Raw genomic sequence first — 24,393 nt, 5'->3', positions numbered from 1 at the left:
GCTGGCCTGTAAGCCGTTGTTCCGTGTCAGTGGAGGCGCAGTATAGGGATTTTCTGGCGGCTGACAAGGGCTAATTTCAAAAAAATGTTCACATGCTTAGTTTTCACCCAAATCTGCGTTAAAAGCCTCATCTTTGCCGATTTAATAAACAAAAATGGGCCCGAAGGCCCATTTTAATAACGACATGGTCAGAAAACCCCATTCAGGAACTTACCTGACACCGTGCACTTTACTGATGCGCAACGATAACGCCATCCTGCAGATCCATTTCTATTGTCTTGCCCGGTACCAAAGCGCCGGAAAGAATCTGCTGTGCCAGCGGGTTTTCAATCTGCTGCTGGATAGCGCGTTTCAGCGGTCGCGCACCGTAGACCGGATCATAACCATTCTCACCGAGCTGCTGCAGAGCGGCATCGGAAATATGCAGTTCATAACCCCGCTCTTCCAGGCGCTGATACAAACGCTGCAGCTGGATACGGGCAATAGAAGCAATATGTTTCTCGCCCAGCGGGTGGAACACCACCAGCTCGTCAATACGGTTAATGAATTCCGGACGGAAGCTGTGGCTGACCACAGACATGACCAACTCTTTCATTTCACCGTAGCTCAGCGCACCGAACCGCTCCTGGATCAGATCGGAACCCAGGTTAGAGGTCATGATCACCACCGTATTGCGGAAATCAACCGTTCTGCCCTGTCCATCGGTCAGGCGCCCATCATCCAGGACCTGAAGAAGGATGTTGAAGACATCCGGGTGCGCTTTCTCAACTTCATCCAGCAGAATAACTGAGTAAGGACGACGACGTACCGCTTCGGTCAGGTATCCACCTTCTTCATAACCGACATATCCAGGAGGTGCCCCCACCAGACGCGACACCGAGTGTTTCTCCATAAACTCGGACATATCGATACGCACCATCGCATCGTCGCTGTCGAACATAAAGTTAGCCAGCGCTTTACACAGTTCGGTTTTACCCACCCCGGTCGGGCCGAGGAACAGGAACGAGCCAATTGGACGATTCGGATCGGCCAGGCCAGCACGGCTACGGCGAATGGCGTTCGATACGGCTTCCACCGCTTCATTCTGCCCAATCACCCGCGTATGCAGTTCCTGCTCCATGCGCAACAGCTTGTCACGTTCGCCTTCCATCATGCGGGCCACAGGAATACCGGTCCAGCGCGCCAGCACGTCGGCAATTTCAACATCCGTCACGCGGTTACGCAGCAGGCGCATCGTTTTACCTTCCGCCTGGGTCGCCGCCGCCAGCTGTTTTTCCAGTTCCGGAATTTTACCGTACTGCAATTCAGACATCTGGCCCAGATCACCCTGTCGGCGCGCTTGTTCCATATTCAGCCTTGCCTGCTCCAGCTCGGCTTTAATGTGCTGAGTTCCGGACAGAGAGGCTTTCTCCGCCTTCCACTCCTCTTCCAGCTCTGAGTAATCACGCTCTTTCTGCGAAAGCTCGCTTTCCAGCATCTCCAGACGTTTGATACTGGCATCGTCAGATTCTTTCTTCAGCGCCTGCTGTTCCAGCTTCAGCTGAATGATACGACGCTCCAGGCGATCGAGCGCTTCCGGCTTGGAGTCGATCTGCATACGGATACTGGAAGCCGCTTCATCGATCAGATCGATAGCTTTGTCCGGCAGCTGGCGGTCGGCGATATAGCGATGGGACAGCGTCGCCGCCGCAACGATGGCCGGGTCGGTAATCTGTACATGGTGATGCAACTCATAGCGCTCTTTCAGGCCGCGCAAGATAGCAATGGTATCTTCCACGCTTGGCTCGGCTACGAACACCTTCTGGAAACGACGTTCCAGCGCGGCATCTTTTTCAATGTACTGGCGATATTCGTCCAGCGTTGTCGCGCCAACGCAGTGCAGCTCGCCGCGCGCCAGCGCAGGCTTCAGCATATTACCGGCATCCATTGCGCCGTCGGCTTTACCGGCACCGACCATGGTGTGCAGTTCGTCGATAAACAGAATGACGTTGCCTTCCTGTTTCGATAAATCGTTCAGCACGCCTTTCAGGCGCTCTTCAAATTCACCGCGGTATTTAGCCCCGGCCACCAGCGCCCCCATATCAAGCGCCAGCACGCGGCGGCCTTTCAGCCCTTCCGGTACTTCGCCGTTAATGATGCGCTGTGCCAGACCTTCAACGATGGCCGTTTTACCTACACCGGGCTCACCGATCAGTACCGGGTTATTTTTGGTACGACGCTGCAGTACCTGAATGGTACGGCGAATCTCTTCATCGCGGCCGATAACCGGATCAAGTTTGCCTTTCTCGGCGCGTTCGGTCAGGTCGATGGTGTATTTACTTAATGCCTGGCGTTGATCTTCCGCCCCTTGATCGTTCACGTTCTCTCCTCCTCGCATCTGGTCAATCGCTTTCGTCAGCTTGTCATTGGTGACACCGGCCGATTTCAGTAAGTCGGCCAGTGAACCACGGGAGTCGAGTGCTGCCAGAACAAATAATTCTGATGAAATGAAGTTGTCGGCGCGCTTTTGCGCCAGCTTGTCACACAGGTTCAGTACGCGGACCAAGTCAGCAGAAGGCTGAACATCGCCATCGGTACCTTCAACCTGCGGTAAGCGACTGAGTGCCTGTTCAATACCGCTACGTAAAGAGGCAACGTCTACGCCAGCCGTGGTCAGTAAAGGACGTACGGAACCACCTTCCTGATTAAGCAGTGCGCTCATCAAGTGCAGAGGTTCGATAAATTGATTATCTCGGCCGAGGGCCAGGGATTGGGCGTCAGCCAGTGCCAGCTGAAATTTGTTAGTAAGACGATCCAGACGCATAATTTCCCCCATTCAGGTCAAATTGCTACTGGAGATTAAATGAGGTCATGCCTCAAATTTTTCAAGGTAATGACCTGAACATTTCGGAGAAAAAAACATCAATCCGGACCGTCTTATGGCGCTAGGTTATATCAGCCAGATGAAACTTGCCATACGCCCGGTGACGCCATCGCGTCGGAAGGAGAAAAATTGTTCTTCCTGCGTATAGGTGCAATCGCCGCCACCCCTGATACACCGCACTCCGGCAGCGTTTAAACGCTGTGTTGCCAGCATCCAGAGATCGGCATAAAATTTTTCACCAACAGCACAAAAAGCCGAGTTGGCAGCAGGATCGACGGCACAAAAGGCGTCTTTCACCTCTGGCCCAACTTCAAATGCGTTCGGCCCGATAGCCGGCCCGAGCCAGACGGTGATCTCTTCTGCTGGAGCGGAAAAAGCGTCAAGTGTTGCTTCGAGCACCCCAGAACACAATCCGCGCCAGCCAGCGTGAGCAGCAGCAATTTCCTCGCCGTCCGCCGAACAAAATAATACCGGCAAACAGTCCGCGGTCATCACCGCACAAACAACCCCAGGCTCCCGAGTGTAGACGGCATCTGCCCGCAGTGAAGCCGGAGGCTGGCCATCCAGCCGCAGTACATCCGTGCCGTGTACCTGCTCCAGCCAGACCGGCATCGAAGGCAGATTACATGCCTCTACCAGACGTTGACGATTAGCCTGCACGTTCTGCGGATCGTCACCAACGTGAGCCCCCAGGTTTAGACTGCTCCATGGGGCATCGCTGATGCCGCCGCTGCGCGTGCTGCTGCACGCGCGAACGTTGGCGGGAAGTGACCAGTCGGAAATAACGGGCTTCATTACCAGTCCATCTGATCTTTAAATTCTTCGGTATCCGCCTTCAGAGCATTGATCAGATCGACCATGTCCTGCGGCAGCGGCGCGTGCCACTCCATCTCGATGCCTGTGATCGGATGGTACAGACGCAGCATGGTTGCGTGCAGCGCCTGGCGATCGAAACCGCGCAGCGCGGTAATGAAGGCCTCAGAAGCGCCTTTCGGCGGGCGCGGACGACCACCGTAGAGCGGATCGCCCACCAGCGGATGCGTAATGTGAGACATATGCACGCGGATCTGGTGAGTACGCCCGGTTTCCAGACGCAGACGCAGACGCGTATGGGCACGGAAGTGTTCCATAATACGATAATGCGTCGTTGCCGGTTTACCCATCGGGTGTACCGCCATATGCGTGCGCTTGGTTGAGTGACGGCTAATCGGCTCATCAACGGTACCGCCAGCGGTCATGCGACCAATCGCGACGGCTTCATACTCGCGGGTAATTTCACGCCGCTGAAGGGAATCCACAAGATGCGTCTGCGCCGGAACGGTTTTAGCGACAACCATCAGGCCGGTAGTATCTTTATCCAGACGATGGACGATACCCGCGCGCGGCACATCGGCAATGGCCGGGAAATGGTGCAGCAATGCGTTCAGCACGGTGCCATCGGGGTTGCCTGCCCCCGGATGAACAACCAGGTCGCGCGGTTTATTGATCACCAGGATGTCATCATCCTCGTAAACAATATCCAACGGAATGTCCTGTGCTTCCCATCTCGCCTCTTCTTCAATTTCCGCACTGATGATAATTTGCTCACTTCCGAGCACTTTTTCCTTCGGCTTGTCGATTATTTGGCCATTTACGGTGACGCGACGGTCAAGAATCCATTCTTTTATGCGAGAACGTGAATAATCAGGGAACAATTCGGCCAAAGCCTGATCTAAGCGTTGTCCGAGTTGCGATTCGGATACCGTTGCGTTGAGTTTTACTTGTTGTGCCATACACAGCTTCTTCGTTAACGTTGGGTTTTCACGGCGATGCCGTTTAATATAATGTGCTATTGTACCTGGTCACTATCGGGAGCTATACGGACAGCTTCCTGAATAACACTCTGAGGATAATCAAATCGTCATGACGCGTATGAAATATCTGGTGGCTGCAGCCACGTTGAGCCTGGCATTAGCTGGATGTTCCGGCTCCAAGGATGTGGTGCCTGACAGCCCGCCTTCCGAGATTTATGCCACTGCCCAGCAAAAACTGCAGGACGGTAACTTTAAAGGAGCAATAACGCAACTGGAAGCGCTCGATAACCGCTATCCATTCGGCCCTTACTCCCAGCAAGTTCAGCTAGACCTGATCTACGCATACTATAAGAATGCCGATTTGCCGCTGGCCCAGGCTGCCATCGACCGCTTTATGCGCCTCAATCCCACTCATCCAAATATCGACTACGTCATCTATATGCGTGGCCTGACGGATATGGCGTTGGATGACAGTGCGCTGCAGGGATTCTTTGGTATTGACCGTTCAGACCGCGATCCAACTCATGCGCGTGATGCTTTCAAAGACTTCTCGCAGTTACTGCGCGGCTACCCTAACAGTCAGTATGCGACCGATGCACGTAAGCGCCTGGTGTTCCTGAAAGATCGCCTGGCGAAATACGAATTATCCGTGGCTGAATTCTACACTAAACGCGGTGCTTATGTCGCTGTGGTTAACCGTGTAGAACAAATGCTGAAAGATTATCCGGATACAAAGGCAACACGCACTGCGTTACCGCTGATGGAAAATGCTTATCGTCAGCTGCAGCTTAATGTTGAAGCTGAGCGTGTGGCGAAAATCATCTCAGCGAATCAGGCCTGATTCGCTGATAACAAAAAAGGCAGCGCTAAGCTGCCTTTTTTACGCCTGAAAAATGCTATTCCGGCAAATTCCCGCTGTAGTGATCCTATCAACAATGCCATTGAAAAAGGCCGTCGACAAGCGTGCTGAACGTATTTATTTACCGGACTCACACTTTTATCCTTCCTGACAAAAAGTGACAATAAAATGTGATCTAAATCACGCATTTTACCGTTTTTAGCGTTATGCTGGATTCACCAAGACGGAAATGACAGAGAGGTAAGCACTATGGTTCTGAACATTACCAGCAAACAAATGGAAATTACTCCGGCTATCCGCCAGCATGTCGAAGACCGTCTCTCTAAGCTCGAAAAATGGCAAACTCATCTGATTAATCCGCACATTGTTCTTTCGAAGGAGCCGAAAGAGTTCGTTGCCGATGCCAACATCAATACGCCTAACGGCCCGTTGGTTGCCACCGCCAAACATGAAGATATGTACACGGCTATCAACGAGCTGATTAACAAACTCGAGCGCCAGCTGAACAAAGTTCAGCACAAAGGTGAAGCGCGACGCGCCACCGCCAGCGTCAAAGATCTCAGCCCGATCGACGAAGAATAAATGACTCATCCCGAATAACGCGCCTGCGGGCGCGTTTTTTATTGACAGAATGAAATTACAGCGGTTACTTTAACCCTCCAGACCGCTACTGAAAATTGAGCAAAATGAAATTTATCCCGTTTTTCTTCGCATTCTTTTTTACCTTCCCCTGACTGGGAGGCAATTCGTCGTGTAAGAATGAATGCGAAGACGAACAATAAAGCCTCCCGACAAAGGGAGGCTTTTTTTTTAGCGACATCTGACAGGTAGCGATATGAACTCCGAGAATCCTTTGCTGGCCCTGCGTGGTAAAATCAGCGCGCTGGATGAAGAACTACTGCAACTGCTGGCTCAGCGCCGTGCGCTGGCAATCGACGTTGCCACAGCTAAAATGGCGACGCATCGTCCCATCCGTGACATCGATCGCGAACGCGATTTGCTTGAGCACCTGATTACACTGGGCAAAGCGCATAAACTGGATGCTCACTACATCACCCGCCTGTTTCAGCTGATTATTGAAGATTCCGTGCTGACCCAGCAGGCGCTGCTGCAAAAGCATCTGAATAACACGAACGCACAGTCTGCCCGTATCGCTTTCCTTGGTCCAAAAGGTTCCTATTCGCATCTGGCCTCGCGCCACTATGCGGCGCGCCATTTTGATAATTTCATTGAGAGTGGCTGCCTGAAATTTCACGATATTTTTAACCAGGTTGAGACCGGACAGGCGGATTACGCCGTTCTGCCTATCGAGAACACCACATCCGGCTCCATTACCGATGTCTACGATCTGCTGCAGCAAACCAGTCTGTCGATCGTCGGTGAAATCACTCTGCCTATCGACCACTGCGTTCTGGTTTCCGGCAGCACCGATCTCCAGCAGATTGAAACCGTTTACAGCCACCCTCAGCCTTTCCAGCAGTGCAGCCAGTTTATCCACCGCTATCCGCACTGGAAAATTGAGTACACCGAAAGCACCGCCGCCGCGATGGAAAAGGTCGCTGCGATGAATTCTCCGAAGGTCGCCGCACTGGGCAGTGAAGCCGGGGGCGATCTGTACGGTCTGCAGGTTCTGGAAAGAAATCTCGCCAACCAGCGGCAGAATATCACCCGCTTTATCGTACTGGCCCGCAAACCGGTGGATGTTTCAATGCAGGTTCCGGCTAAAACCACGCTGATTATGGCAACAGGACAGCAGGCAGGCGCACTGGTTGAGGCGTTGCTGGTACTGCGCCAGCATAATCTGACCATGAGCAAGCTGGAGTCTCGTCCGATTAACGGTAATCCGTGGGAAGAGATGTTTTATATCGATTTCCAGGGCAACTTGCGTTCTGAAGACGTTCAGCAGGCGCTACGCGAGCTGGCCCCGATTACCCGCTCGCTGAAGGTACTGGGCTGCTACCCCAGCGAAAACGTCGTGGCGGTAGAGCCGCTCTGACGAATACAGGTGGCCTGCCGTGCGGGCCACCGATTTCCTGCCACAGAATCATTTCCCCCAGACTCCTGACGCTATATTATTAGGTATATAGCGAAATTCAGGAAATCTTCATGCGTCAAATTCTCCGCTCCTTTGTCTTACTGGTGCTGCTTGCCTCCGTCCCCGGTTTCTCTTATGCAGATCGTATCGTTACCGATCAGCTTGGTCGGCAGGTCACCATTCCCGATCGCGTTGATCGGGTCGTCGTGCTACAGCATCAGACTCTGAACCTGCTGGTTCAGCTGGATGCCACAAACAAGATGGTCGGAATACTCGCCAACTGGCGACAGCAGCTTGGTGACAGCTATGCTCGCCTGGTGCCTGAGTTAACCAAAGTACCGATGCTTGGCGATCTGACCCATGTCGATCTGGAAAAGCTGGTTGCCCTGCATCCACAAGTGGTATTTGTCACCAACTACGCACCGCAGGAGATGATCGACCAGATCCAACAGCTGGGTATTGCCGTGATTGCCATCTCGCTGCGGGCGGATGATAAACAGCAGAGCCATCTCAATCCCGATTTGCAGAATGAGGAACAGGCTTACAATCAGGGTTTGAAAGACGGTATCCGTTTAATCGGCGCGGTGGTGAACCATCAGCAGCAGGCCGAGGCGCTGATTAAAGCCACTTTTAGCCTGCGCCAGCAAACTGCCGACCGCCTTAAGGACATTCCCGCCGACCAGCGTATCCGCGTGTATATGGCGAACCCCGACCTGACAACCTACGGTTCCGGTAAGTACACCGGACTGATGATGAACCATGCCGGCGCGATGAACGTCGCTGCCGCAACGGTAAAAGGCTACAAGCAGGTTTCTATGGAGCAGATACTGGCCTGGAAGCCTCAGGTCATCTTTGTCCAGGACCGTTACCCGCAGGTGGTGGATGAGATATATCAGCAACCGGTCTGGCAGGCTTTAGATGCGGTAAAAAATCATCGCGTCTATCTGATGCCAGAATATGCCAAAGCCTGGGGGTATCCGATGCCTGAAGCGATGGCGCTGGGTGAACTGTGGATGGCGAAAAAGCTTTATCCCGAAAAATTCAAGGATATTGACATGCAGCAGCAGGCCGAAAGCTGGTATCAGCGTTTTTATCGCACTGACTATCGCGGCAGCAACTGATGAAACCGCTGCGCGTACTGGCCGCCGGTAGCCTGCGTCCCGTCTGGTCAGCCATCACTGAACGCTTTCAGAGCTATTATTCGTCAGGCATGGAGACACAGTTCGGCCCGGCGGGTCTGCTTCGGCAGCGCATTGAACAGGGGGAACCCTGCGATCTGTTTGCCTCCGCCAATATGGCACACCCGCTGGCGCTTCAGCAGTCAGGCCGGGCACAGCAGGTTGCCGCCTTTTGCCAGAACTCGCTGTGCCTTAACGTACGCCGCGAGCTTGGCGATCTGACCTGGCTGGAGCTGTTAAAGGATCCGACACTGCGAGTGGCAACATCAACGATTGGCAGCGATCCCTGCGGTGACTATACATGGCAGATGTTTGACCGTCTGACGGCGTGGGACAGCCTGCTCGGCCAGGATCTAAAGCAGCGAGCCAGAATGGTCGTTGGAGGTGAGCACTCCCCGGCAATTCCACCGGGCATGCAGGCGGCAGCGTGGATTATCGAGTCAGGGCTGGCCGATATTTTTGTCGGCTATAGTAGCTATAGCCACCGGCGAGAGCACAATAACCAAATCGCGACAGTCAGCATTCCTCAGGAGTGGCAGCCTTCGGCAATCTACGGTTTTGCGGTTTGTGATGTAGCGGCACAATCTCTGGCTGATTTTTTACTGTCGGAAGAGGCTCGGGAGATTTTGCATCAGCACGGTTTTGGCGCCGCGAAGCCTTAAGCATAATGGACCAGGTAAATTCGGCACCGAGCAATAAAAAAGGACAGCCCGAAAGTGACTTACGCTCACTCTGGGTGTGCGCAGTTAACTAGCGGCTGCCCTTCTCAATCACTACAGCAAATTATGCACGGCTGTCATTTGCCTGGCGCAGCAGCGTCCGGCTCTCGGCCTGGAAGCGCTTAGCGTAGTCGCCAAACCAGTGCTCTACCCGGCGGAAGCTGTCGATAAACGCCTGCTTATCACCGTGTTCCAGCAGCTTAATCGCCTCACCAAACCGCGTGTAGTAACGCTTAATCAGCGCCAGGTTACTTTCCGAAGACATGATGATGTCCGCGTAAAGCTGCGGGTCCTGCGCGAACAGACGGCCGACCATCGCCAGCTCAAGCCGGTAGATCGGTGAAGAGAGTGCCAGCAGCTGTTCCAGCTGCACGTTCTCTTCTGCCAGATGTAAACCATAGGCAAACGTCGCAAAGTGGCGCAGCGCCTGAATAAACGCCATATTCTGATCGTGTTCGACCGCGCTGATGCGGTGAAGCCGCGCCCCCCAGACCTGAATCTGCTCCAGGAACCACTGATAGGCTTCCGGCTGACGACCGTCGCACCATACCACCACCTGTTTCGCCAGACTGCCGCTGTCAGGGCCAAACATCGGGTGCAGGCCCAGTACCGGCCCACCGTGAGCGGCCAGCATTGCCTGCAAAGGTTTATTTTTCACCGATGCCAGGTCGACCAGAATACAGTCCTGCGGCAGCGGCGGCAGCTCAGCGATCACCTGTTCGGTCAGGTGAATAGGCACGCTGATAATCACCATTCCGGCATCCGCCAGCATCGCTTCCGCCTGATGGTGCTCCTCTTTATCGAGGATCTTCACCTGATAACCGGAAAGGGTCAGCATTTTTTCAAACAGCCGCCCCATCTGACCTTTACCACCAACGATCACCACCGGGCGCAGTTCAGGATTCAGTGTTTTGAAGCCTTTATCATTTTCACTGGTATAGGATTCACGCATGACCCGACGCAGCACGTCTTCGATCAGATCCGGCGGTACACCGAGCAGCTCGGCCTCTTTGCGGCGCGAAGCCAGCATGGTGGCCTCGCGTTCCGGTACATAGATCGGTAATCCGTAGCGGCTTTTCACTTCCCCCACTTCCGCTACCAGCTCCAGCCGTTTAGCCAGTAAATCCAGTAGTGCTTTATCTACTTCATCAATTTGATCGCGCAGTGCGGTCAGTTCAGCCACCATAACTCGTTAATCCTCTTACTGCAGACGTGCCGCCAGTACGCCGTTGAGATCCTGATGAATTTCACGCAGCAGGCTTTCAGTCGTTTCCCAATTGATACAGGCATCGGTGACCGAAACGCCGTAGCGCATTTCGCTGCGCGGCTGCTCGGAAGACTGATTGCCTTCATTGAGGTGACTTTCCAGCATCAAACCGATAATCGAACGGTTACCGTCTTTGATCTGTGCCACTGCAGATTCAGCGACGCCCGACTGGCGGCGGAAATCTTTATTAGAATTGCCGTGACTGCAATCTATCATCAAGGATGGGCGGAGTCCCGCCTGCTGCATCTCTTTTTCACACTGAGCGACATCTTCCGGACCGTAGTTTGGCTTTTTACCACCGCGCAGGATCACGTGCCCGTCCGGGTTACCCTGAGTTTGTAGCAGGCAGACCTGGCCTGCCTGGTTAATGCCGACAAAGCGGTGCGGCATCGCAGCGGCACGCATGGCGTTAATCGCGGTACCCAGACTGCCATCGGTGCCGTTTTTGAACCCAACAGGCATCGACAGCCCGGATGCCATTTCACGGTGGGTTTGTGACTCGGTGGTACGCGCACCGATGGCGGACCAGCTGAACAGGTCGCCGAGGTACTGTGGACTGTTCGGGTCCAGCGCTTCGGTCGCCAGCGGCAGCCCCATCTCAACCAGATTCAACAGAAGCTGACGCGCAATATGCAGGCCCCCTTCCATATCAAAGGTGTTATCCATGTGCGGATCGTTAATCAGGCCTTTCCAGCCAACGGTGGTACGTGGCTTTTCAAAGTAAACGCGCATCACAATGTACAGCTGATCTCCAACCTGATCGGCCAGAGTTTTGAGATGACGAGCGTATTCCAGCGCTGCATCCGTATCGTGAATTGAACAAGGCCCGCACACCACCAGCAGGCGGTGATCTTTACCATTAATGATGTCGGAAATGGTCTGGCGCGAAGCTGCAATCTGCTGTTCCAGCGCGCTGTTAAGCGGGAAACGTTTTTTCAGTTCCTCTGGAGTAATCAGAACCTGTTCGTCAGCGATATGAATATTGTTCAGCGCATCTTTTTGCATGATCGTAATCCTGGGCAATTCGATTAATAGGGATCCTCAGTGAGGTTGAAAAGAACTGTACCACAATAAGTACATTACTCAACCCCGAAACGTACAGTTTTATTACCACAAATAAAAACACAAGCACCACGCAACAATTAAAACAATTAATATCAATAAGTTAAACATAAAAAAACAAAATGGAATGACAACCCCATGTGTAAATATAAATGTACACGTTGGTATTTGATAAAAAAACCTTTCTTTTCCGTCACCTGCCACCAGGCCTCCCCTCTGCTGTGATACTGTTAATACCAACCATCAATTATTTAGGCAAACTGTCGGGAGAAATGAATGGATTTTATCATGCGGGCGTTTGAGGACGCTGACGCAGCACCCTTCGCGCAGGCCGTGAATCAGTCACTGGATACCCTGCTGCCGTGGATGACATGGGCACATAAGAATTACACGGAAGATGAGGCCCGACTCTGGTTTCACCTGACTCACCTGCAGCGCCAGCAGGGTACAGCCAACGAAATGGGCCTGTTCGCTGCCGATGGTCGCCTGCTAGGCGGTGCCGGTTTGCGTTACAGCAGCAACCCTCTGATCCCCACCTCGATTGGCTATTGGGTTCACAGTAATGAACAACGACAGGGGATTGCCAGTGAGGCAGTTCGCCGTCTGGTAGCCAGTGCCTTCAGTCAGCCGGACATTGATGTGGTTGAAATCCTCGTTGCGGAGAGAAATATCGCCAGCCGCTCCGTCGCAGAAAAAGTGGGCGCAAAAATTATCGCTATTCGCTACGGGCTGATCGTACTGGACAACGGTCCGGTCAGCACGGTTATCTATCATCTGCACCGCCCTTCATCAGATGAAAGTGAAGATGGCATTGCCAGAGAATCCCGTCTCATATAGCATTCTGTTTTACCTGCACAGGATAATTTGCAATGACGTCTCACGTTCGCTTAGCGCTTATTGGCGATTACCGCGCTGATGCGGTTGCCCATCAGGCCATTCCTCTGGCGGTAGACCTTGCCGCACAGTCCCTAAATCTCGATGTTACTGCCGAATGGCTCCCTACTCCTGAACTTACCGATGCATCAGTGCTGGCCAAATATGATGCCGTCTGGCTGGTCCCCGGCAGTCCCTATCTGAATGATGCAGGTGCGTTTATGGCAATCCGCCATGCGCGCGAAAGCAACCTGCCGTTTCTCGGCTCCTGCGCCGGATTTCAGTACGCGGTTGTTGAATATGCCCGCAATGTATTGGGCTGGGAAGATGCGGGGCATGCCGAAACCGACACCGGCGGGCGCCTGGTCATTGCACCATTAAGCTGTTCACTGGTAGAGAAAACGGGAACTATCGTTATTCAGCCCGAAACGCGCCTGGCCACGCTGTACGGTAAAAACGAGATAGAGGAAGGCTACCACTGCAATTATGGCGTTAACGCTGATTTTGTCAGCGAACTTGACGGCCACTCACTGCGTATCAGTGCCCACGATCTTGACGGCGATGTCCGCGCTATCGAACTGCCTGAGCACAAATTTTTTATGGCAACGCTGTTCCAGTCGGAACGAGCCGCCCTGCGTAATGAACTGTCGCCGATGGTAGTTGAGCTTCTGCGCGTGGCCAGCCAGCGCGCGTAAATAGCAACGGGGCCGAGAAAGCATCAGGCCCCGTTATTCTCGTCATTATTGCGACCAGTCTGACTTTTCGCACTAAGCTCAACCAGGCTTCCTGTACTGAACCCAGCCTGATTCTCATACTGAATTCAACCTAACTTTCCGTACTCAGCGAAGCCACGATCCGTCGATTACGCCGCTCAAAATACATCGAGATCATCCCCCCCGATACCACCAGCCCGGCTCCTATTAGCGTTGCCGTCTCCGGCATATTTCCCCAGAAGAGGAAACCAATCATCGCCGACCAGACCAGCGTGGTGTAATCAAACGGCGCCAGCAGTGAAGCATCCGCATAACGCAGGCTCAACGTCAGCAAAATTTGCGTAATGCCTCCCAGCAGTCCGCAACTGATTAATAGCACCAGCTGTCGGGGATTCGGTATCGTCCAGCCAAACCACAGCGTGGTCAGCGAGGTCAGCGTGGTCATCACTGCGAACCAGAATGCAATAGCTCCCGGCTTTTCAATGCCGTTCAGATAGCGGATTTGAATCGATGCGCCGGCAATACATACCGCAGCCGCTAATGCGAGGATGATTCCCAGAGAGGAGGTCCAGCTTACAGAAGTTAAGGCACCTTCACGATTAAAGAAAAGGTGGCCTGACAGCATAACCAATATACCGGCGAATCCAGCAGCCACCGCTATCCAGCGATGAAATTTTACTTTTTCCCGCAGAATAAGCGCCGCCATCACCACGGTAATCAGCGGTGCGGCATAGTTAATCGCCGTCACGTCAACGAGGGAAATATAAATCAGCGAAAGGTAACTAAAATAAAGCCCGCCGGTACCGGCAAGACCACGGACAAAATGCCCGCGAACGTTCTTTGTTCTGATGCCATCAAGGATACTGCCCTGGCTCCATAGCCAGATAAATAGTGGGATCAGCGCGATAAACGATCGAAAGAAAATCACTTCACCGACGGGGATAGTACCGTCCAGATCTTTAACACAGGCCATCATCAGCGTTGAACTCAGCGCTGCGGCGATTTTCATCGAAATACCCGTCGAAGGGCTACTCATATCAGGAAAGGTTCCGGCTGTGGGGTATCAATCAAACATACTCGTTACATTGTTTAAAAAAGCTTTTAAATCAGCGGATAACGGCATTATATTTTTTATTTGTGTATTTGTCGGCAGAGAATTTTTCATAAAAAAAGGGGCTAGCATACGCTAACCCCTTTTCACTATTAACTATCAGATGTCGCTTAAGCGCCCAGACGTTCTTTGATACGTGCAGACTTACCAGTACGCTCACGCAGGTAGTACAGTTTAGCTTTACGCACAGCACCGCGACGTTTCACGGTAATGCTGTCAACAACTGGGGAGTGAGTCTGGAATACACGCTCAACACCTTCGCCGTTGGAAATTTTGCGAACAGTGAATGCAGAGTGCAGACCGCGGTTACGAATAGCGATAACCACGCCCTCGAATGCCTGCAGACGCTTTTTAGCACCTTCAACGACCCATACTTTCACTTCCACGGAATCACCCGGACGGAATGAAGGTACGTCCTGTTTCAGCTGTTCTTGTTCAAGTTGCTTGATAATGTTGCTCATAATTAAATCTCTTATCCTGGGTAAACTGATAGTTAAGGCGAACCCGGCATTATGCCTGTCCAGCCGTCTCATCGTTTTGTTGCCTGGCGTGTTCCCGTTGGAACTCGGCCAGCAACTTTGCTTGCTCTACAGTCAGAGCCAGGTTTTCCAGAAGTTCAGGTCTTCTAAGCCAGGTACGGCCCAGCGACTGTTTCAGGCGCCACCGGCGAATATCAGCATGGTTGCCCGACAGCAGAACTGGCGGAACTTCCATCCCTTCTAACACTTCAGGTCGGGTGTAGTGTGGGCAGTCCAGCAAACCGTCAGAAAACGAATCTTCTTCCGCAGACGCCTGTTTCCCCAGCACTCCCGGAATAAACCGGGAAACCGAGTCAATCAGCGTCATCGCTGGCAGCTCGCCACCGCTGAGTACGTAATCCCCAATCGACCATTCTTCATCGATCTCGGTTTTGATTACGCGCTCATCAATCCCTTCATAACGACCACAGACCAGAATTAACTTCTGATTGGTCGCCAGCTCGCAAACACCATCTTGATCGAGTTTGCGGCCCTGGGGTGAAAGATAAATCACCTTAACGCCTTCCCCTGCCGCCGCTTTTGCTGCGTGAATGGCATCCCGCAAGGGTTGTACCATCATTAGCATTCCGGGACCGCCGCCGTATGGACGTTCGTCCACGGTACGATGACGATCGTGAGCGAAATCACGAGGACTCCAGCTCTGAATGCTGAGCAGGCCATTTTTTACTGCCCGGCCAGTTACTCCGTAATCGGTAACTGCGCGAAACATTTCAGGAAACAGGCTGATTATGCCAATCCACATACTTTGCGCCGGAGTATTACCGTTTTGTTCGGAGTTCAAAAACCAGGATCCCAATCTACTTCGATCGAACGAGTAATGAGATCGACATTCTTGATAACCTGTTCATCGAGGAACGGGATTAACCGTTCCTGCACACCAAATGCATCTTTCAGGTTTGCCTTCACGACCATAACGTCGTTTGAGCCGGTTTCCATCATATCGATGACTTTACCCAGCTCGTAGCCTTCAGTGGTGACGACCTGGCAGCCCATAAGGTCTTTCCAGTAGTATTCACCATTATCAAGCTCCGGCAGTTGCTCCGAGTCCACGACAATTTCGCAATTAGTCAGCAGACCTGCAGCATCACGATCGTCAATGCCTTTGACTTTGATGATCATGTCCTGATTGTGGCGCTTCCAGCCTTCCAGCTCGACATGCTGCCACCGACCCGCCCGCTGGATAAACCACGGCTGATAGTCGAAAATGCTTTCGGCGTCTTCGGTGGAGGAAAACACTTTGAGCCAACCACGGATACCGTAGGCCGAGCCCATCTTTCCCAGAATTAACGGGTTAGCGGGAGGCTGGTTGTGTTGCTTGCTCATGTTGACCACCGTGACAGATTAAGCTGCTTTCTTTGCTTCTTTGACCAGCGCACCAACGCGGTCGGACAGAGTTGCGCCCTGGCCAACCCAGTGCTCAATGCGGTCCAGATCAAGACGCAGTGCTTCAGCCTGACCAGATGCGATCGGGTTGAAGAAACCAACGCGCTCAATGAAACGACCATTGCGAGCATTACGGCTGTCAGTGACGACTACCTGGTAGAATGGACGCTTTTTAGCGCCGTGACGTGCCAAACGAATTGTTACCATAACATCCTCTTTAGTTAATAAAACAACCGGGCCCCATTGAGGGAACGGGGCCCGGGTGCAATATAAAAAGCCCGAAAATTTTACTCATTTTGGCGAAAAAAGCAACCTAATTCGCCTGAGCCCTTTTCCGGCTTGATTAACGGCCTGGGAAGCCAGGCGGCATCATACCTTTCATGCCGCGCATCATCTTCGCCATGCCACCTTTTTTCATCTTTTTCATCATGCGTTGCATGTCGTCAAACTGCTTCAGTAAGCGGTTAACGTCCTGCACCTGCATACCCGAACCGGTAGCAATACGACGCTTGCGGGAGCCTTTAATAATCTCAGGTTTTTCGCGCTCTTTACGCGTCATTGAGTTAATCATGGCTTCCATACGCACCAGAACTTTATCGTCCATTTGCGATTTAACGTTGTCCGGCAGCTGACCCATACCCGGCAGTTTGCCCATCAGGCTGGCCATGCCGCCCATGTTACGCATCTGCTTTAGCTGATCGAGGAAGTCGTTCAGGTCGAAACCGTCGCCCTTCTTCAGCTTGCTGGCCAGTTTTTCAGCCTGCGCACGGTCAACTTTGCTTTCGATATCTTCGATCAGCGACAGCATGTCGCCCATGCCGAGGATACGTGACGCAATACGCTCAGGATAGAATGGCTCAAGGGCTTCGGTTTTCTCACCGACACCCATAAATTTGATTGGCTTGCCGGTAATATGACGAATCGACAGGGCCGCACCACCGCGCGCATCACCGTCAACTTTGGTCAGTACCACACCGGTCAGCGGCAGCGCTTCGTTAAACGCTTTTGCCGTATTGGCGGCATCCTGGCCGGTCATGGCATCAACCACAAACAGCGTTTCAACCGGGTTAATCGCGGCGTGGACCTGTTTGATCTCGTCCATCATCGCTTCATCAACGTGAAGTCGACCGGCGGTATCCACCAGCAGCACGTCGTAGAATTTCAGCTTCGCCTGTTGCAGGGCGTTCTTAACAATATCAACCGGCTTCTGGCTCAGATCGGACGGACAAAAATCAACGCCAACCTGCTCTGCCAGAGTTTCCAACTGTTTGATCGCCGCCGGGCGATAGACGTCAGCAGAAACAACCAACACCTTTTTCTTGTGTTTTTCACGCAGGAACTTACCGAGTTTACCGACGCTGGTGGTTTTACCCGCCCCCTGCAAACCGGCCATCAACACGACAGCTGGCGGCTGGGCAGCCAGGTTCAGAGTGTTGTTCTCCTCCCCCATAGCAGCAACCAGCTCATTTTTAACGATCTTGACGAATTCCTGGCCCGGGGTCAGGCTTTTGTTCACTTCATGACCGACGGCGCTTTCTTTTACGCGGCTGATAAATTCGCGTACCACTGGCAGCGCAACGTCTGCTTCCAACAGCGCCATGCGCACTTCGCGTAGCGTGTCTTTAATATTGTCTTCTGTCAGCCGTCCACGGCCACTGATGTTGCGCAGGGTCTGCGACAATCTATCGGATAAATTAGTAAACATCGTCTCTCGCTTAACGTAATGAGAGGCCGCCAGGGCGACACAATTGGCCGGATTATAACACACTGATCCAGGGATCTCAGCCATATGCGATGAGATCGTTTGGAGCCTGCTGCCGCTGGCGCTATACTGACTTTTTTCACAGTCCTGGCCGGTACTAACACTTAATATGTCCGTATTTGCGATTCTGGCACTACTCGCCTATTCATGTAGCCTTGCACTGATTGTTCCCAGCCTGCTGCGTAAAAACAGCAGTTGGCGCAGGCTGGCCGTTTTGTCTGCCGTCGTCGCGCTGGTGTTTCACGCCGTTGCATTGCAGCAGCGAATCTTTTCCCTCGACGGGGGGCAGAATCTCAGCCTGCTGAATATTGGCTCACTGGTCAGTCTGCTGATCTGCTCGATCATGACTATTGTCGCCTCGCGCAACCGCGGCTGGATACTGCTGCCGATTGTTTACAGCTTTGCCCTGATCAACCTGGCGTTTGCAACCTTCGTTCCTAATGCGTTTATCACCCATCTGGAAACCACGCCGGGGATGATGGTGCATATAGGCCTGGCGCTGTTTGCCTACGCTACGCTGATCATTGCCGCGCTTTATGCGCTTCAACTGGCCTGGATTGACTGGCTGTTGAAAACCAAGAGGCTGGCATTTACCACGGATATTCCTCCGCTAATGACCATCGAGCGGAAAATGTTTCATATCACCCAGATTGGTGTGGTGCTGTTGACGCTGGTGCTCTGCACCGGCCTGTTCTTTCTGCCGGATCTTTTCAGCCGCGAAAACATTGATAAGGCCGTGCTGTCGTTCCTTGCCTGGTTCCTCTATATCGTCCTGCTTTGGGGTCATTATCATGAGGGCTGGCGCGGGCGTCGCGTTGTCTGGTTCAACTGCGGCGGCGCGTTTCTTTTGACGATGGCCTACTTCGGCAGCCGTATGCTGCAGCACTTTTTAACGTCCTGATCGACCACAACAAGGATCTCCCTTGGAACACGTTTCCACCACGACTCTGATCGTGACGCTGATTATCATGATTCTGGTATCCGCGTACTTTTCCGGCTCCGAAACCGGCATGATGACGCTGAATCGCTATAAACTGCGTCATCAGGCCAAAAACGGAGACCGCGCCGCGCGCAGAGTTGAGAAATTACTCCGCCGCCCGGACCGCCTGATAAGCCTTGTGCTGATTGGCAACAATCTGGTGAATATTCTGGCTTCTGCGCTCGGCACCATCGTCGGCATGCGCCTCTACGGTGATGCCGGTGTGGCGATTGCTACCGGTATCCTTACCTTCCTCGTGCTGGTCTTCGCGGAAGTGCTACCGAAAACCATCGCCGCGCTCTATCCCGAAAAAGTGGCTTTCCCCAGCAGCTTCCTGCTTGGCCCCCTGCAGATCGTGATGATGCCGCTGGTGTGGCTGCTGAATACCATCACCCGCCTGCTGATGCGCATGGTGGGAATGAAAAGCGATGGCTCGCTCAATTCCGCACTGAGTAAAGAAGAGCTGCGCACCATCGTTTATGAGTCACGCACGCTAATGTCGCATCGTAACCAGGATATGCTGCTGTCGGTGCTCGACCTCGATAAGGTCAACGTGGATGACATCATGGTGCCGCGGAACGAAATTGTCGGCATTAACATCAACGATGACTGGAAATCAATTGTGCGGCAGCTGGCCCATTCTCCGCATGGCCGCATCGTTCTTTATCGTGACTCACTGGACGATACCATCAGTATGCTGCGCGTGCGGGAAGCCTATCGCCTGATGACGGAAAAAAAGGAATTTACCAAAGAGGTAATGCTACGGGCTGCGGACGAAATCTACTACGTACCTGAAGGAACACCGCTGAACGTGCAGCTGGTGAAATTTCAGCGCAACAAAGAAAAAGTTGGGCTGGTGGTTGATGAGTACGGCGACATCAAAGGACTGGTCACTATTGAGGATATTCTGGAAGAGATCGTCGGCGATTTTACTACCTCAATGTCCCCTTCTCTGGCGGAAGAAGTGGTGCCACAGAATGATGGCTCCGTGCTGATTGAAGGAAGTGCTAACGTACGAGAACTCAATAAGGCCTTTAACTGGACGCTCCCGGAGGAAGGCGCGCGTACCGTAAACGGCATGATTCTGGAAGAACTTCAGGATATTCCGCAGCCAGGTGCCACAATACACATTGGCCGATACGCGGTGGATATTCTGGACGTGCAGGAAAATATGATTAAACAGGTGCGGGTGACGCCTCAGAAGCCACTGAAAGAGTCTGTCAGTTCGTAAATCGATCTGACTTCCCGGCAGCAGTGAACAGATAACAGGGCAATCGGTGAATCCGATCGCCCAGAACCGTTTAGATGTGCAGTTCTTTCAGTTTTTCTTTCGGCAGGGCCAAATCTTCATTACGGTTAATGCGGATGTCATTAGCAATAATGTGACGCGCGATTTCCTGTGCTTCTTCCAGTGAGTGCATCTCACAGGTGCCGCACTGATAGATGTTCAACTCAGGAATATCATTCTGGTTGGCAACCTTGAGAACGTCCTCCATTGCCGCTTTCCACGCCTTCGCCACGCGCTGCTCATCCGGCACACCAATCAGGCTCATATAGAAACCGGTACGGCATCCCATCGGCGAAATATCAACGATTTCTACGCCTTCACCGTTCAGGTGATCGCGCATAAAACCAGCGAACAGGTGCTCCAGAGTATGGATACCGCGCTCAGGCAGGATTTCGATATTCGGTCGGCAGAAACGCAGATCGAAAACGGTGATGGTGTCGCCATGAGGGGTTTTCATGGTCTTAGCTACGCGGACTGCAGGAGCGGCCATGATGGTGTGATCAACGGTAAAGCTATCCAGCAATGGCATATTGTTACCTCAACTAATGAATTTATTTTAGATATGGTGAAACTTTTTCTGTCAGCTCACGTCTTACTATGTGAAAGACGCGCATTTGTTATCATCATCCCTGACAACAGAGATGTTACTTTGGCCACAGTGATGTGGCCATTTTCTTTTGGCGCTAGCCTTTATCTTTCAGAAACTCTTCCAGACTCAGCGTATCACTTTCTTCTATCTGCTGCTGACTTACCTGCGAGCGGCGTGCTTCTTCAGCAAATTGTTCAGTACTCAACACTTCCAGCGGCTCTTCATTTAGCTGCTGATGATACTGTTCGGCAAGTGCCAGCCCGGTACCGGCGATGCCGTTTTCCTTCAGCGACTGCAGGAAGCGTGCGGAATAGGTCAAATCAGGATCGTCAAATGAGGCTACCAGGCGTTCACACACCTGCTGGTAGTGGTTTTCCCCATTCTGGCCGTCCAGCGTTTCAGCAACGCGCTGCAGATCACGGAACAGTGCCTTGCCCACATCAACCAGTGGTTGCTCGGTGTCCCCACAGCCCATGCCAATAGTTTGGCCGGGCTTACGGCCTTCAAGGATCACTCGATTCCAGTTTTTACGCGTGCAGAGCAATTCGTCGCTGTTCATGTCCGGTGCTTCAGCCAGCGTACACCAGATCAGGAACAGATCCAGGAAACGCACCTGGTTAGCATCAACCCCAATGGCTGAGAACGGGTTAATATCCAGTGAGCGAACTTCAATGTATTCAATACCGCCACGCAGCAGCGCGTCTGAAGGTGCTTCGCCGGAACGCGTCACGCGCTTTGGTCTGATTGGCGCATATAGCTCATTTTCAATCTGTAGCACATTCGTATTCAGCTGCAGCCAGTCACCGTTGGCGTCTTTCACGCCCATCGCTGCAAATTCAGCGGATGGTGTTTTAATGGCCGCCTTCAGCGCTTTGATATAGCCAGGCAGGTCGTTAAAGGTAATACCAAGGTTGCTCTGCGATTTATTGGTATAGCCAAGATCGCTCAGGCGCAGAGAGGTGGCATACGGGAGTGACAGCATCCCCTGCTCGCTGCGGTCGAACGGCAGATTGCTTTCCTTGCCCTGCAGGAAGGAAGAGCAGATAGCCGGTGACGCGCCGAACAGATAAGGAATAATCCAGCCAAAGCGATAGTAGTTGCGGATCAGGCGCAGGTAGCCGTCTGAAATCGCGTCTTTACCACTTTCTGCATCTTCCACTCCAGCCCAAGCCTGCCAGAAAGAGAGCGGCAGCGAGAAGTTATAATGTACGCCGGAAATCACCTGCATCAGCGCCCCGTAGCGATTTTTCAATCCCTGCCGGTACAGCGTCTTCATGCGGCCAATGTTCGAACTGCCGTACTGCGCCAGCTCAATGTCCTGGCCCGGTTCAATGATGCACGGCATGCTCATCGGCCACATCCGCTCTTCACCCAGCTCGCGGGAGGTATGACGATGAATATCACGCAGGAATGCCAGTAGATGATCAATATCCTGATCGACCGGCGTGATAAATTCTAACAGTGCTTCCGCAAAATCGGTGGTGATCCACTTGTGCGTCAGCGTGGAGCCCAGTGAAGATGGGTGCCGGGTTGTAGCCAGATGCCCATCGGGCCTGACACGCAGCGTTTCGCGTTCAATACCGCGACCAATTCCTTTAAGTGCGCCAGGGTGGGCTTCCAGCCACGCAAGTGCCTGTGATACGTCCGGGATCAAATTGACCTCCCGCTCAGAGAAAATTTATTATTGTTAAGCATAATGTTAACCGTAGCATCATCTAATAGCGAATCAATGCCACCATTCCATGCCCTGTAAAGTTGCGGCAGCTAGCGCTATATATCGCAAAGTTTTGCCGACGGCGAGAAAAAAAACCATCGGCAGCCAGGCGAAACGCAGCCAGCCAGCAATAACGCACAGCAGGTCACCGATCACCGGTAACCAGCTAAATATCAGCGCAGCAGGCCCTAAACGATGTAACCATGCCATCGCTGTTGTATGCCATTGCCCCTGTTCTTTTAGCGGCAGCAGGCGACCAATCAGAATGTTTGTCAGCCCCCCGAGGGTATTACCTATGGCGGCAATCAACACCAGATTCACTGTGGAAGCTTTACCGGCCAGCAATAGACCTACCAGCATCGCCTCTGAGCTGCCGGGCAACAGCGTAGCACTCAGAAAACTGCTGGCAAACATCGAACCGTATGTCAGCCACTCAGTCACAGCAGACGGACATCAACGGCATCCATACCCGCGGCACGCGCAGCCTGCAAACCAAAGTCCGCATCTTCAAATACTACGCAGCGCGCAGGCGGTACGCCTATCAGTTCAGCGCAGCGGATAAATGTATCAGGCTCTGGTTTATGGCGTTTAACATCATCTGCTCCGACAATCGCCGAGAAATAATCACGGAGCCCCAGATGCTGCAATAGCGCAACCGCCATAGCATGTTCGCTACCGGTCCCTACTGCCATCGGGCGTCGTCCCTTATAGGCTTTCACCACCTCGATGAGCGGAAGCGGTTTCACCACATCGAACAGTATGCTTTTAAATAAAGAGGTCTTTTCCGCTGCAAGGCGGTGAGGATCGAGATCGCTCTGATGCTGTTCAACGATAAATTCGGCAATACGCCACGTCGGAGAACCATTAAGGCCAATCAATGCCTTTTCATCAAAAGCCATCCCATGCTGAGCCAGCACCTGGCGCCAGGCCTGGCGGTGCGTTGGTTCAGTATCGAGGATGGTGCCATCCATATCGAAGATCAAGCCGTCGTAAGCGTCGTACATTCTCTTAACCACCCTGATAAAGGAACGATTACTTTAGCGTAAAGCTGTATGAATGTCGCTGTCAGCGTGGATCAGCAAATGCCTTGAAAGTCATAGGGATTTCTAGCAGTAAATTTATGATGAGAAAACGAATTAAAATGCAAGATAACAGCGGGTAACTGGCTAAAGACCAAAAGACACCGAATAGTCGAACAAAAGATGAAAATAGCGCATCGGGAACATGGTGTCACAATCAGAGACGACATGACGAGCAAGACTGGGAAAAATAGAAATCAGGAGAGATGGTGCATCCAGGAGGATTCGAACCTCCGACCGCTCGGTTCGTAGCCGAGTACTCTATCCAGCTGAGCTATGGATGCATCGGAAATGCTTTCGGCGCAAAACACAACAACCCTGAACGGTATTGAAGGAATTCACAGCCATTAACTAAAGTATGGTGCATCCAGGAGGATTCGAACCTCCGACCGCTCGGTTCGTAGCCGAGTACTCTATCCAGCTGAGCTATGGATGCATCGGAAATGCTTTCGGCGCAAAACACAACAACCCTGAACGGTATTGAAGGAATTCACAGCCATTAACTAAAGTATGGTGCATCCAGGAGGATTCGAACCTCCGACCGCTCGGTTCGTAGCCGAGTACTCTATCCAGCTGAGCTATGGATG

General features: G+C 52.6%; 25 protein-coding genes, 2 tRNA genes and 1 other annotated feature. Of the genes, 10 read left to right on the top strand and 17 right to left on the bottom strand.

Features of this window, described 5'->3' with window-relative positions:
* Positions 1–229: 229 nt before the first annotated feature.
* The 3 genes from clpB to rluD form a co-directional block, all read right to left on the bottom strand.
* Positions 230–2,803 carry an ATP-dependent chaperone ClpB gene (clpB, locus tag OMR58_RS05650; protein ID WP_200564075.1) on the bottom strand — a complete coding sequence of 858 codons (2,574 nt, stop codon included), beginning with the start codon at positions 2,801–2,803 and terminating at the stop codon, positions 230–232.
* A 126-nt stretch (positions 2,804–2,929) separates the two neighbouring features.
* Positions 2,930–3,658 (bottom strand): purine nucleoside phosphorylase YfiH, encoded by a 729-nt coding sequence (gene yfiH, locus OMR58_RS05645; RefSeq protein WP_200564073.1) that lies wholly within the window; start codon positions 3,656–3,658, stop codon positions 2,930–2,932.
* The gene (gene rluD / locus OMR58_RS05640; protein WP_105593997.1) at positions 3,658–4,635 is read right to left on the bottom strand and encodes a 23S rRNA pseudouridine(1911/1915/1917) synthase RluD; all 978 of its coding nucleotides are present in this window, start codon (positions 4,633–4,635) and stop codon (positions 3,658–3,660) included. Before rluD ends, yfiH begins: the two co-directional genes overlap by 1 nt.
* Positions 4,636–4,765: 130 nt before the next feature.
* Here rluD and bamD point away from each other — a divergent pair, with 130 nt between their 5' ends.
* From bamD to OMR58_RS05610, 6 genes are all read left to right on the top strand, one after another.
* On the top strand, positions 4,766–5,497 hold the full coding sequence (gene bamD / locus OMR58_RS05635) for an outer membrane protein assembly factor BamD (RefSeq protein ID WP_200564071.1): 732 nt from the start codon (positions 4,766–4,768) through the stop codon (positions 5,495–5,497).
* A gap of 267 nt (positions 5,498–5,764) precedes the next feature.
* Positions 5,765–6,097 (top strand): ribosome-associated translation inhibitor RaiA, encoded by a 333-nt coding sequence (raiA, locus tag OMR58_RS05630; protein ID WP_105593995.1) that lies wholly within the window; start codon positions 5,765–5,767, stop codon positions 6,095–6,097.
* A gap of 103 nt (positions 6,098–6,200) precedes the next feature.
* Positions 6,201–6,327, top strand: a sequence feature (Phe leader region).
* On the top strand, positions 6,202–6,249 hold the full coding sequence (gene pheL, locus OMR58_RS05625; protein WP_105594002.1) for a pheA operon leader peptide PheL: 48 nt from the start codon (positions 6,202–6,204) through the stop codon (positions 6,247–6,249). It overlaps the preceding feature by 48 nt.
* 23 nt (positions 6,328–6,350) lie before the next feature.
* Positions 6,351–7,511 carry a bifunctional chorismate mutase/prephenate dehydratase gene (gene pheA, locus OMR58_RS05620; protein WP_105593994.1) on the top strand — a complete coding sequence of 387 codons (1,161 nt, stop codon included), beginning with the start codon at positions 6,351–6,353 and terminating at the stop codon, positions 7,509–7,511.
* Between the two features lie 110 nt (positions 7,512–7,621).
* Positions 7,622–8,671, top strand: a complete 1,050-nt coding sequence (locus OMR58_RS05615) for an ABC transporter substrate-binding protein (protein ID WP_200564069.1) — start codon at positions 7,622–7,624, stop codon at positions 8,669–8,671.
* Positions 8,671–9,390 carry a substrate-binding domain-containing protein gene (locus OMR58_RS05610; RefSeq protein WP_234472122.1) on the top strand — a complete coding sequence of 240 codons (720 nt, stop codon included), beginning with the start codon at positions 8,671–8,673 and terminating at the stop codon, positions 9,388–9,390. Before OMR58_RS05615 ends, OMR58_RS05610 begins: the two co-directional genes overlap by 1 nt.
* Before the next feature lie 121 nt (positions 9,391–9,511).
* On the opposite strand, the gene tyrA is transcribed toward OMR58_RS05610, so the two are convergent.
* Entirely contained in the window at positions 9,512–10,633 is a 1,122-nt protein-coding gene (tyrA, locus tag OMR58_RS05605; RefSeq protein ID WP_200548004.1) for a bifunctional chorismate mutase/prephenate dehydrogenase, read from the bottom strand.
* A 15-nt stretch (positions 10,634–10,648) separates the two neighbouring features.
* A complete protein-coding gene (locus tag OMR58_RS05600; protein ID WP_200564067.1) occupies positions 10,649–11,719 on the bottom strand; it encodes a 3-deoxy-7-phosphoheptulonate synthase in 1,071 nt (356 codons plus the stop codon).
* A 333-nt stretch (positions 11,720–12,052) separates the two neighbouring features.
* Here OMR58_RS05600 and OMR58_RS05595 point away from each other — a divergent pair, with 333 nt between their 5' ends.
* On the top strand, positions 12,053–12,613 hold the full coding sequence (locus OMR58_RS05595; protein WP_200548005.1) for a GNAT family N-acetyltransferase: 561 nt from the start codon (positions 12,053–12,055) through the stop codon (positions 12,611–12,613).
* A gap of 32 nt (positions 12,614–12,645) precedes the next feature.
* The gene (locus tag OMR58_RS05590) at positions 12,646–13,344 is read left to right on the top strand and encodes a CTP synthase C-terminal region-related (seleno)protein (protein ID WP_264545415.1); all 699 of its coding nucleotides are present in this window, start codon (positions 12,646–12,648) and stop codon (positions 13,342–13,344) included.
* Positions 13,345–13,474: 130 nt separating this feature from the next.
* Here OMR58_RS05590 and OMR58_RS05585 read toward each other — a convergent pair whose 3' ends face one another.
* The 6 genes from OMR58_RS05585 to ffh form a co-directional block, all read right to left on the bottom strand.
* Positions 13,475–14,398 carry a DMT family transporter gene (locus tag OMR58_RS05585; protein ID WP_264545414.1) on the bottom strand — a complete coding sequence of 308 codons (924 nt, stop codon included), beginning with the start codon at positions 14,396–14,398 and terminating at the stop codon, positions 13,475–13,477.
* Between the two features lie 185 nt (positions 14,399–14,583).
* Positions 14,584–14,934, bottom strand: coding sequence for a 50S ribosomal protein L19 (gene rplS, locus OMR58_RS05580; RefSeq protein WP_105593986.1), 351 nt, complete (start codon positions 14,932–14,934; stop codon positions 14,584–14,586).
* 49 nt (positions 14,935–14,983) lie between these two features.
* Positions 14,984–15,754, bottom strand: coding sequence for a tRNA (guanosine(37)-N1)-methyltransferase TrmD (gene trmD / locus OMR58_RS05575; RefSeq protein WP_105593985.1), 771 nt, complete (start codon positions 15,752–15,754; stop codon positions 14,984–14,986).
* 35 nt (positions 15,755–15,789) lie between these two features.
* Positions 15,790–16,335, bottom strand: coding sequence for a ribosome maturation factor RimM (gene rimM / locus OMR58_RS05570; RefSeq protein WP_264545413.1), 546 nt, complete (start codon positions 16,333–16,335; stop codon positions 15,790–15,792).
* 18 nt (positions 16,336–16,353) lie between these two features.
* Entirely contained in the window at positions 16,354–16,602 is a 249-nt protein-coding gene (rpsP, locus tag OMR58_RS05565; protein ID WP_105593983.1) for a 30S ribosomal protein S16, read from the bottom strand.
* A 136-nt stretch (positions 16,603–16,738) separates the two neighbouring features.
* Positions 16,739–18,100: a signal recognition particle protein gene (gene ffh, locus OMR58_RS05560; RefSeq protein ID WP_105593982.1), complete on the bottom strand. Its 1,362-nt coding sequence runs from the start codon at positions 18,098–18,100 to the stop codon at positions 16,739–16,741.
* Positions 18,101–18,266: 166 nt separating this feature from the next.
* On the opposite strand from ffh, the gene OMR58_RS05555 reads away from it, so the two are divergent.
* Entirely contained in the window at positions 18,267–19,058 is a 792-nt protein-coding gene (locus tag OMR58_RS05555; RefSeq protein ID WP_105593981.1) for a cytochrome C assembly family protein, read from the top strand.
* Positions 19,059–19,080: 22 nt separating this feature from the next.
* Positions 19,081–20,367 (top strand): HlyC/CorC family transporter, encoded by a 1,287-nt coding sequence (locus tag OMR58_RS05550; protein WP_105593980.1) that lies wholly within the window; start codon positions 19,081–19,083, stop codon positions 20,365–20,367.
* 70 nt (positions 20,368–20,437) lie between these two features.
* Here the strand turns inward: OMR58_RS05550 and luxS are convergent, their stop codons facing one another.
* The 6 genes from luxS to OMR58_RS05520 form a co-directional block, all read right to left on the bottom strand.
* Positions 20,438–20,953 (bottom strand): S-ribosylhomocysteine lyase, encoded by a 516-nt coding sequence (gene luxS / locus OMR58_RS05545; protein WP_200564057.1) that lies wholly within the window; start codon positions 20,951–20,953, stop codon positions 20,438–20,440.
* A 154-nt stretch (positions 20,954–21,107) separates the two neighbouring features.
* The gene (gshA, locus tag OMR58_RS05540) at positions 21,108–22,667 is read right to left on the bottom strand and encodes a glutamate--cysteine ligase (RefSeq protein WP_264545412.1); all 1,560 of its coding nucleotides are present in this window, start codon (positions 22,665–22,667) and stop codon (positions 21,108–21,110) included.
* A gap of 72 nt (positions 22,668–22,739) precedes the next feature.
* Positions 22,740–23,168 (bottom strand): YqaA family protein, encoded by a 429-nt coding sequence (locus tag OMR58_RS05535; RefSeq protein ID WP_264545411.1) that lies wholly within the window; start codon positions 23,166–23,168, stop codon positions 22,740–22,742.
* On the bottom strand, positions 23,165–23,731 hold the full coding sequence (gene yqaB / locus OMR58_RS05530) for a fructose-1-phosphate/6-phosphogluconate phosphatase (protein WP_105593976.1): 567 nt from the start codon (positions 23,729–23,731) through the stop codon (positions 23,165–23,167). Before yqaB ends, OMR58_RS05535 begins: the two co-directional genes overlap by 4 nt.
* Positions 23,732–24,013: 282 nt before the next feature.
* A tRNA-Arg gene (locus OMR58_RS05525) sits at positions 24,014–24,090 on the bottom strand.
* 75 nt (positions 24,091–24,165) lie between these two features.
* Positions 24,166–24,242 (bottom strand) — tRNA-Arg (locus tag OMR58_RS05520).
* Positions 24,243–24,393 lie beyond the last annotated feature (151 nt).

It is taken from the genome of Erwinia sp. INIA01, from assembly GCF_025947915.1.
Classification (GTDB): domain Bacteria; phylum Pseudomonadota; class Gammaproteobacteria; order Enterobacterales; family Enterobacteriaceae; genus Erwinia; species Erwinia coffeiphila.
The sequence above is the reverse complement of the archived record's forward strand: the minus strand, read 5'-3'. Positions and strand labels throughout refer to the sequence as shown.

Coding starts and splice junctions, on each gene's coding strand:
- OMR58_RS05595 (WP_200548005.1), top strand. CDS start 12,053: ATGGATTTTATCATGCGGGCGTTTGAGGACGCTGACGCAGCACCCTTC.
- yqaB (WP_105593976.1), bottom strand. CDS start 23,731: ATGTACGACGCTTACGACGGCTTGATCTTCGATATGGATGGCACCATC.
- OMR58_RS05590 (WP_264545415.1), top strand. CDS start 12,646: ATGACGTCTCACGTTCGCTTAGCGCTTATTGGCGATTACCGCGCTGAT.
- rpsP (WP_105593983.1), bottom strand. CDS start 16,602: ATGGTAACAATTCGTTTGGCACGTCACGGCGCTAAAAAGCGTCCATTC.
- OMR58_RS05610 (WP_234472122.1), top strand. CDS start 8,671: ATGAAACCGCTGCGCGTACTGGCCGCCGGTAGCCTGCGTCCCGTCTGG.
- tyrA (WP_200548004.1), bottom strand. CDS start 10,633: ATGGTGGCTGAACTGACCGCACTGCGCGATCAAATTGATGAAGTAGAT.
- luxS (WP_200564057.1), bottom strand. CDS start 20,953: ATGCCATTGCTGGATAGCTTTACCGTTGATCACACCATCATGGCCGCT.
- OMR58_RS05615 (WP_200564069.1), top strand. CDS start 7,622: ATGCGTCAAATTCTCCGCTCCTTTGTCTTACTGGTGCTGCTTGCCTCC.
- ffh (WP_105593982.1), bottom strand. CDS start 18,100: ATGTTTACTAATTTATCCGATAGATTGTCGCAGACCCTGCGCAACATC.
- yfiH (WP_200564073.1), bottom strand. CDS start 3,658: ATGAAGCCCGTTATTTCCGACTGGTCACTTCCCGCCAACGTTCGCGCG.
- trmD (WP_105593985.1), bottom strand. CDS start 15,754: ATGTGGATTGGCATAATCAGCCTGTTTCCTGAAATGTTTCGCGCAGTT.
- pheA (WP_105593994.1), top strand. CDS start 6,351: ATGAACTCCGAGAATCCTTTGCTGGCCCTGCGTGGTAAAATCAGCGCG.
- raiA (WP_105593995.1), top strand. CDS start 5,765: ATGGTTCTGAACATTACCAGCAAACAAATGGAAATTACTCCGGCTATC.
- OMR58_RS05600 (WP_200564067.1), bottom strand. CDS start 11,719: ATGCAAAAAGATGCGCTGAACAATATTCATATCGCTGACGAACAGGTT.
- OMR58_RS05585 (WP_264545414.1), bottom strand. CDS start 14,398: ATGAGTAGCCCTTCGACGGGTATTTCGATGAAAATCGCCGCAGCGCTG.
- OMR58_RS05555 (WP_105593981.1), top strand. CDS start 18,267: ATGTCCGTATTTGCGATTCTGGCACTACTCGCCTATTCATGTAGCCTT.
- rimM (WP_264545413.1), bottom strand. CDS start 16,335: ATGAGCAAGCAACACAACCAGCCTCCCGCTAACCCGTTAATTCTGGGA.
- rluD (WP_105593997.1), bottom strand. CDS start 4,635: ATGGCACAACAAGTAAAACTCAACGCAACGGTATCCGAATCGCAACTC.
- rplS (WP_105593986.1), bottom strand. CDS start 14,934: ATGAGCAACATTATCAAGCAACTTGAACAAGAACAGCTGAAACAGGAC.
- bamD (WP_200564071.1), top strand. CDS start 4,766: ATGACGCGTATGAAATATCTGGTGGCTGCAGCCACGTTGAGCCTGGCA.
- clpB (WP_200564075.1), bottom strand. CDS start 2,803: ATGCGTCTGGATCGTCTTACTAACAAATTTCAGCTGGCACTGGCTGAC.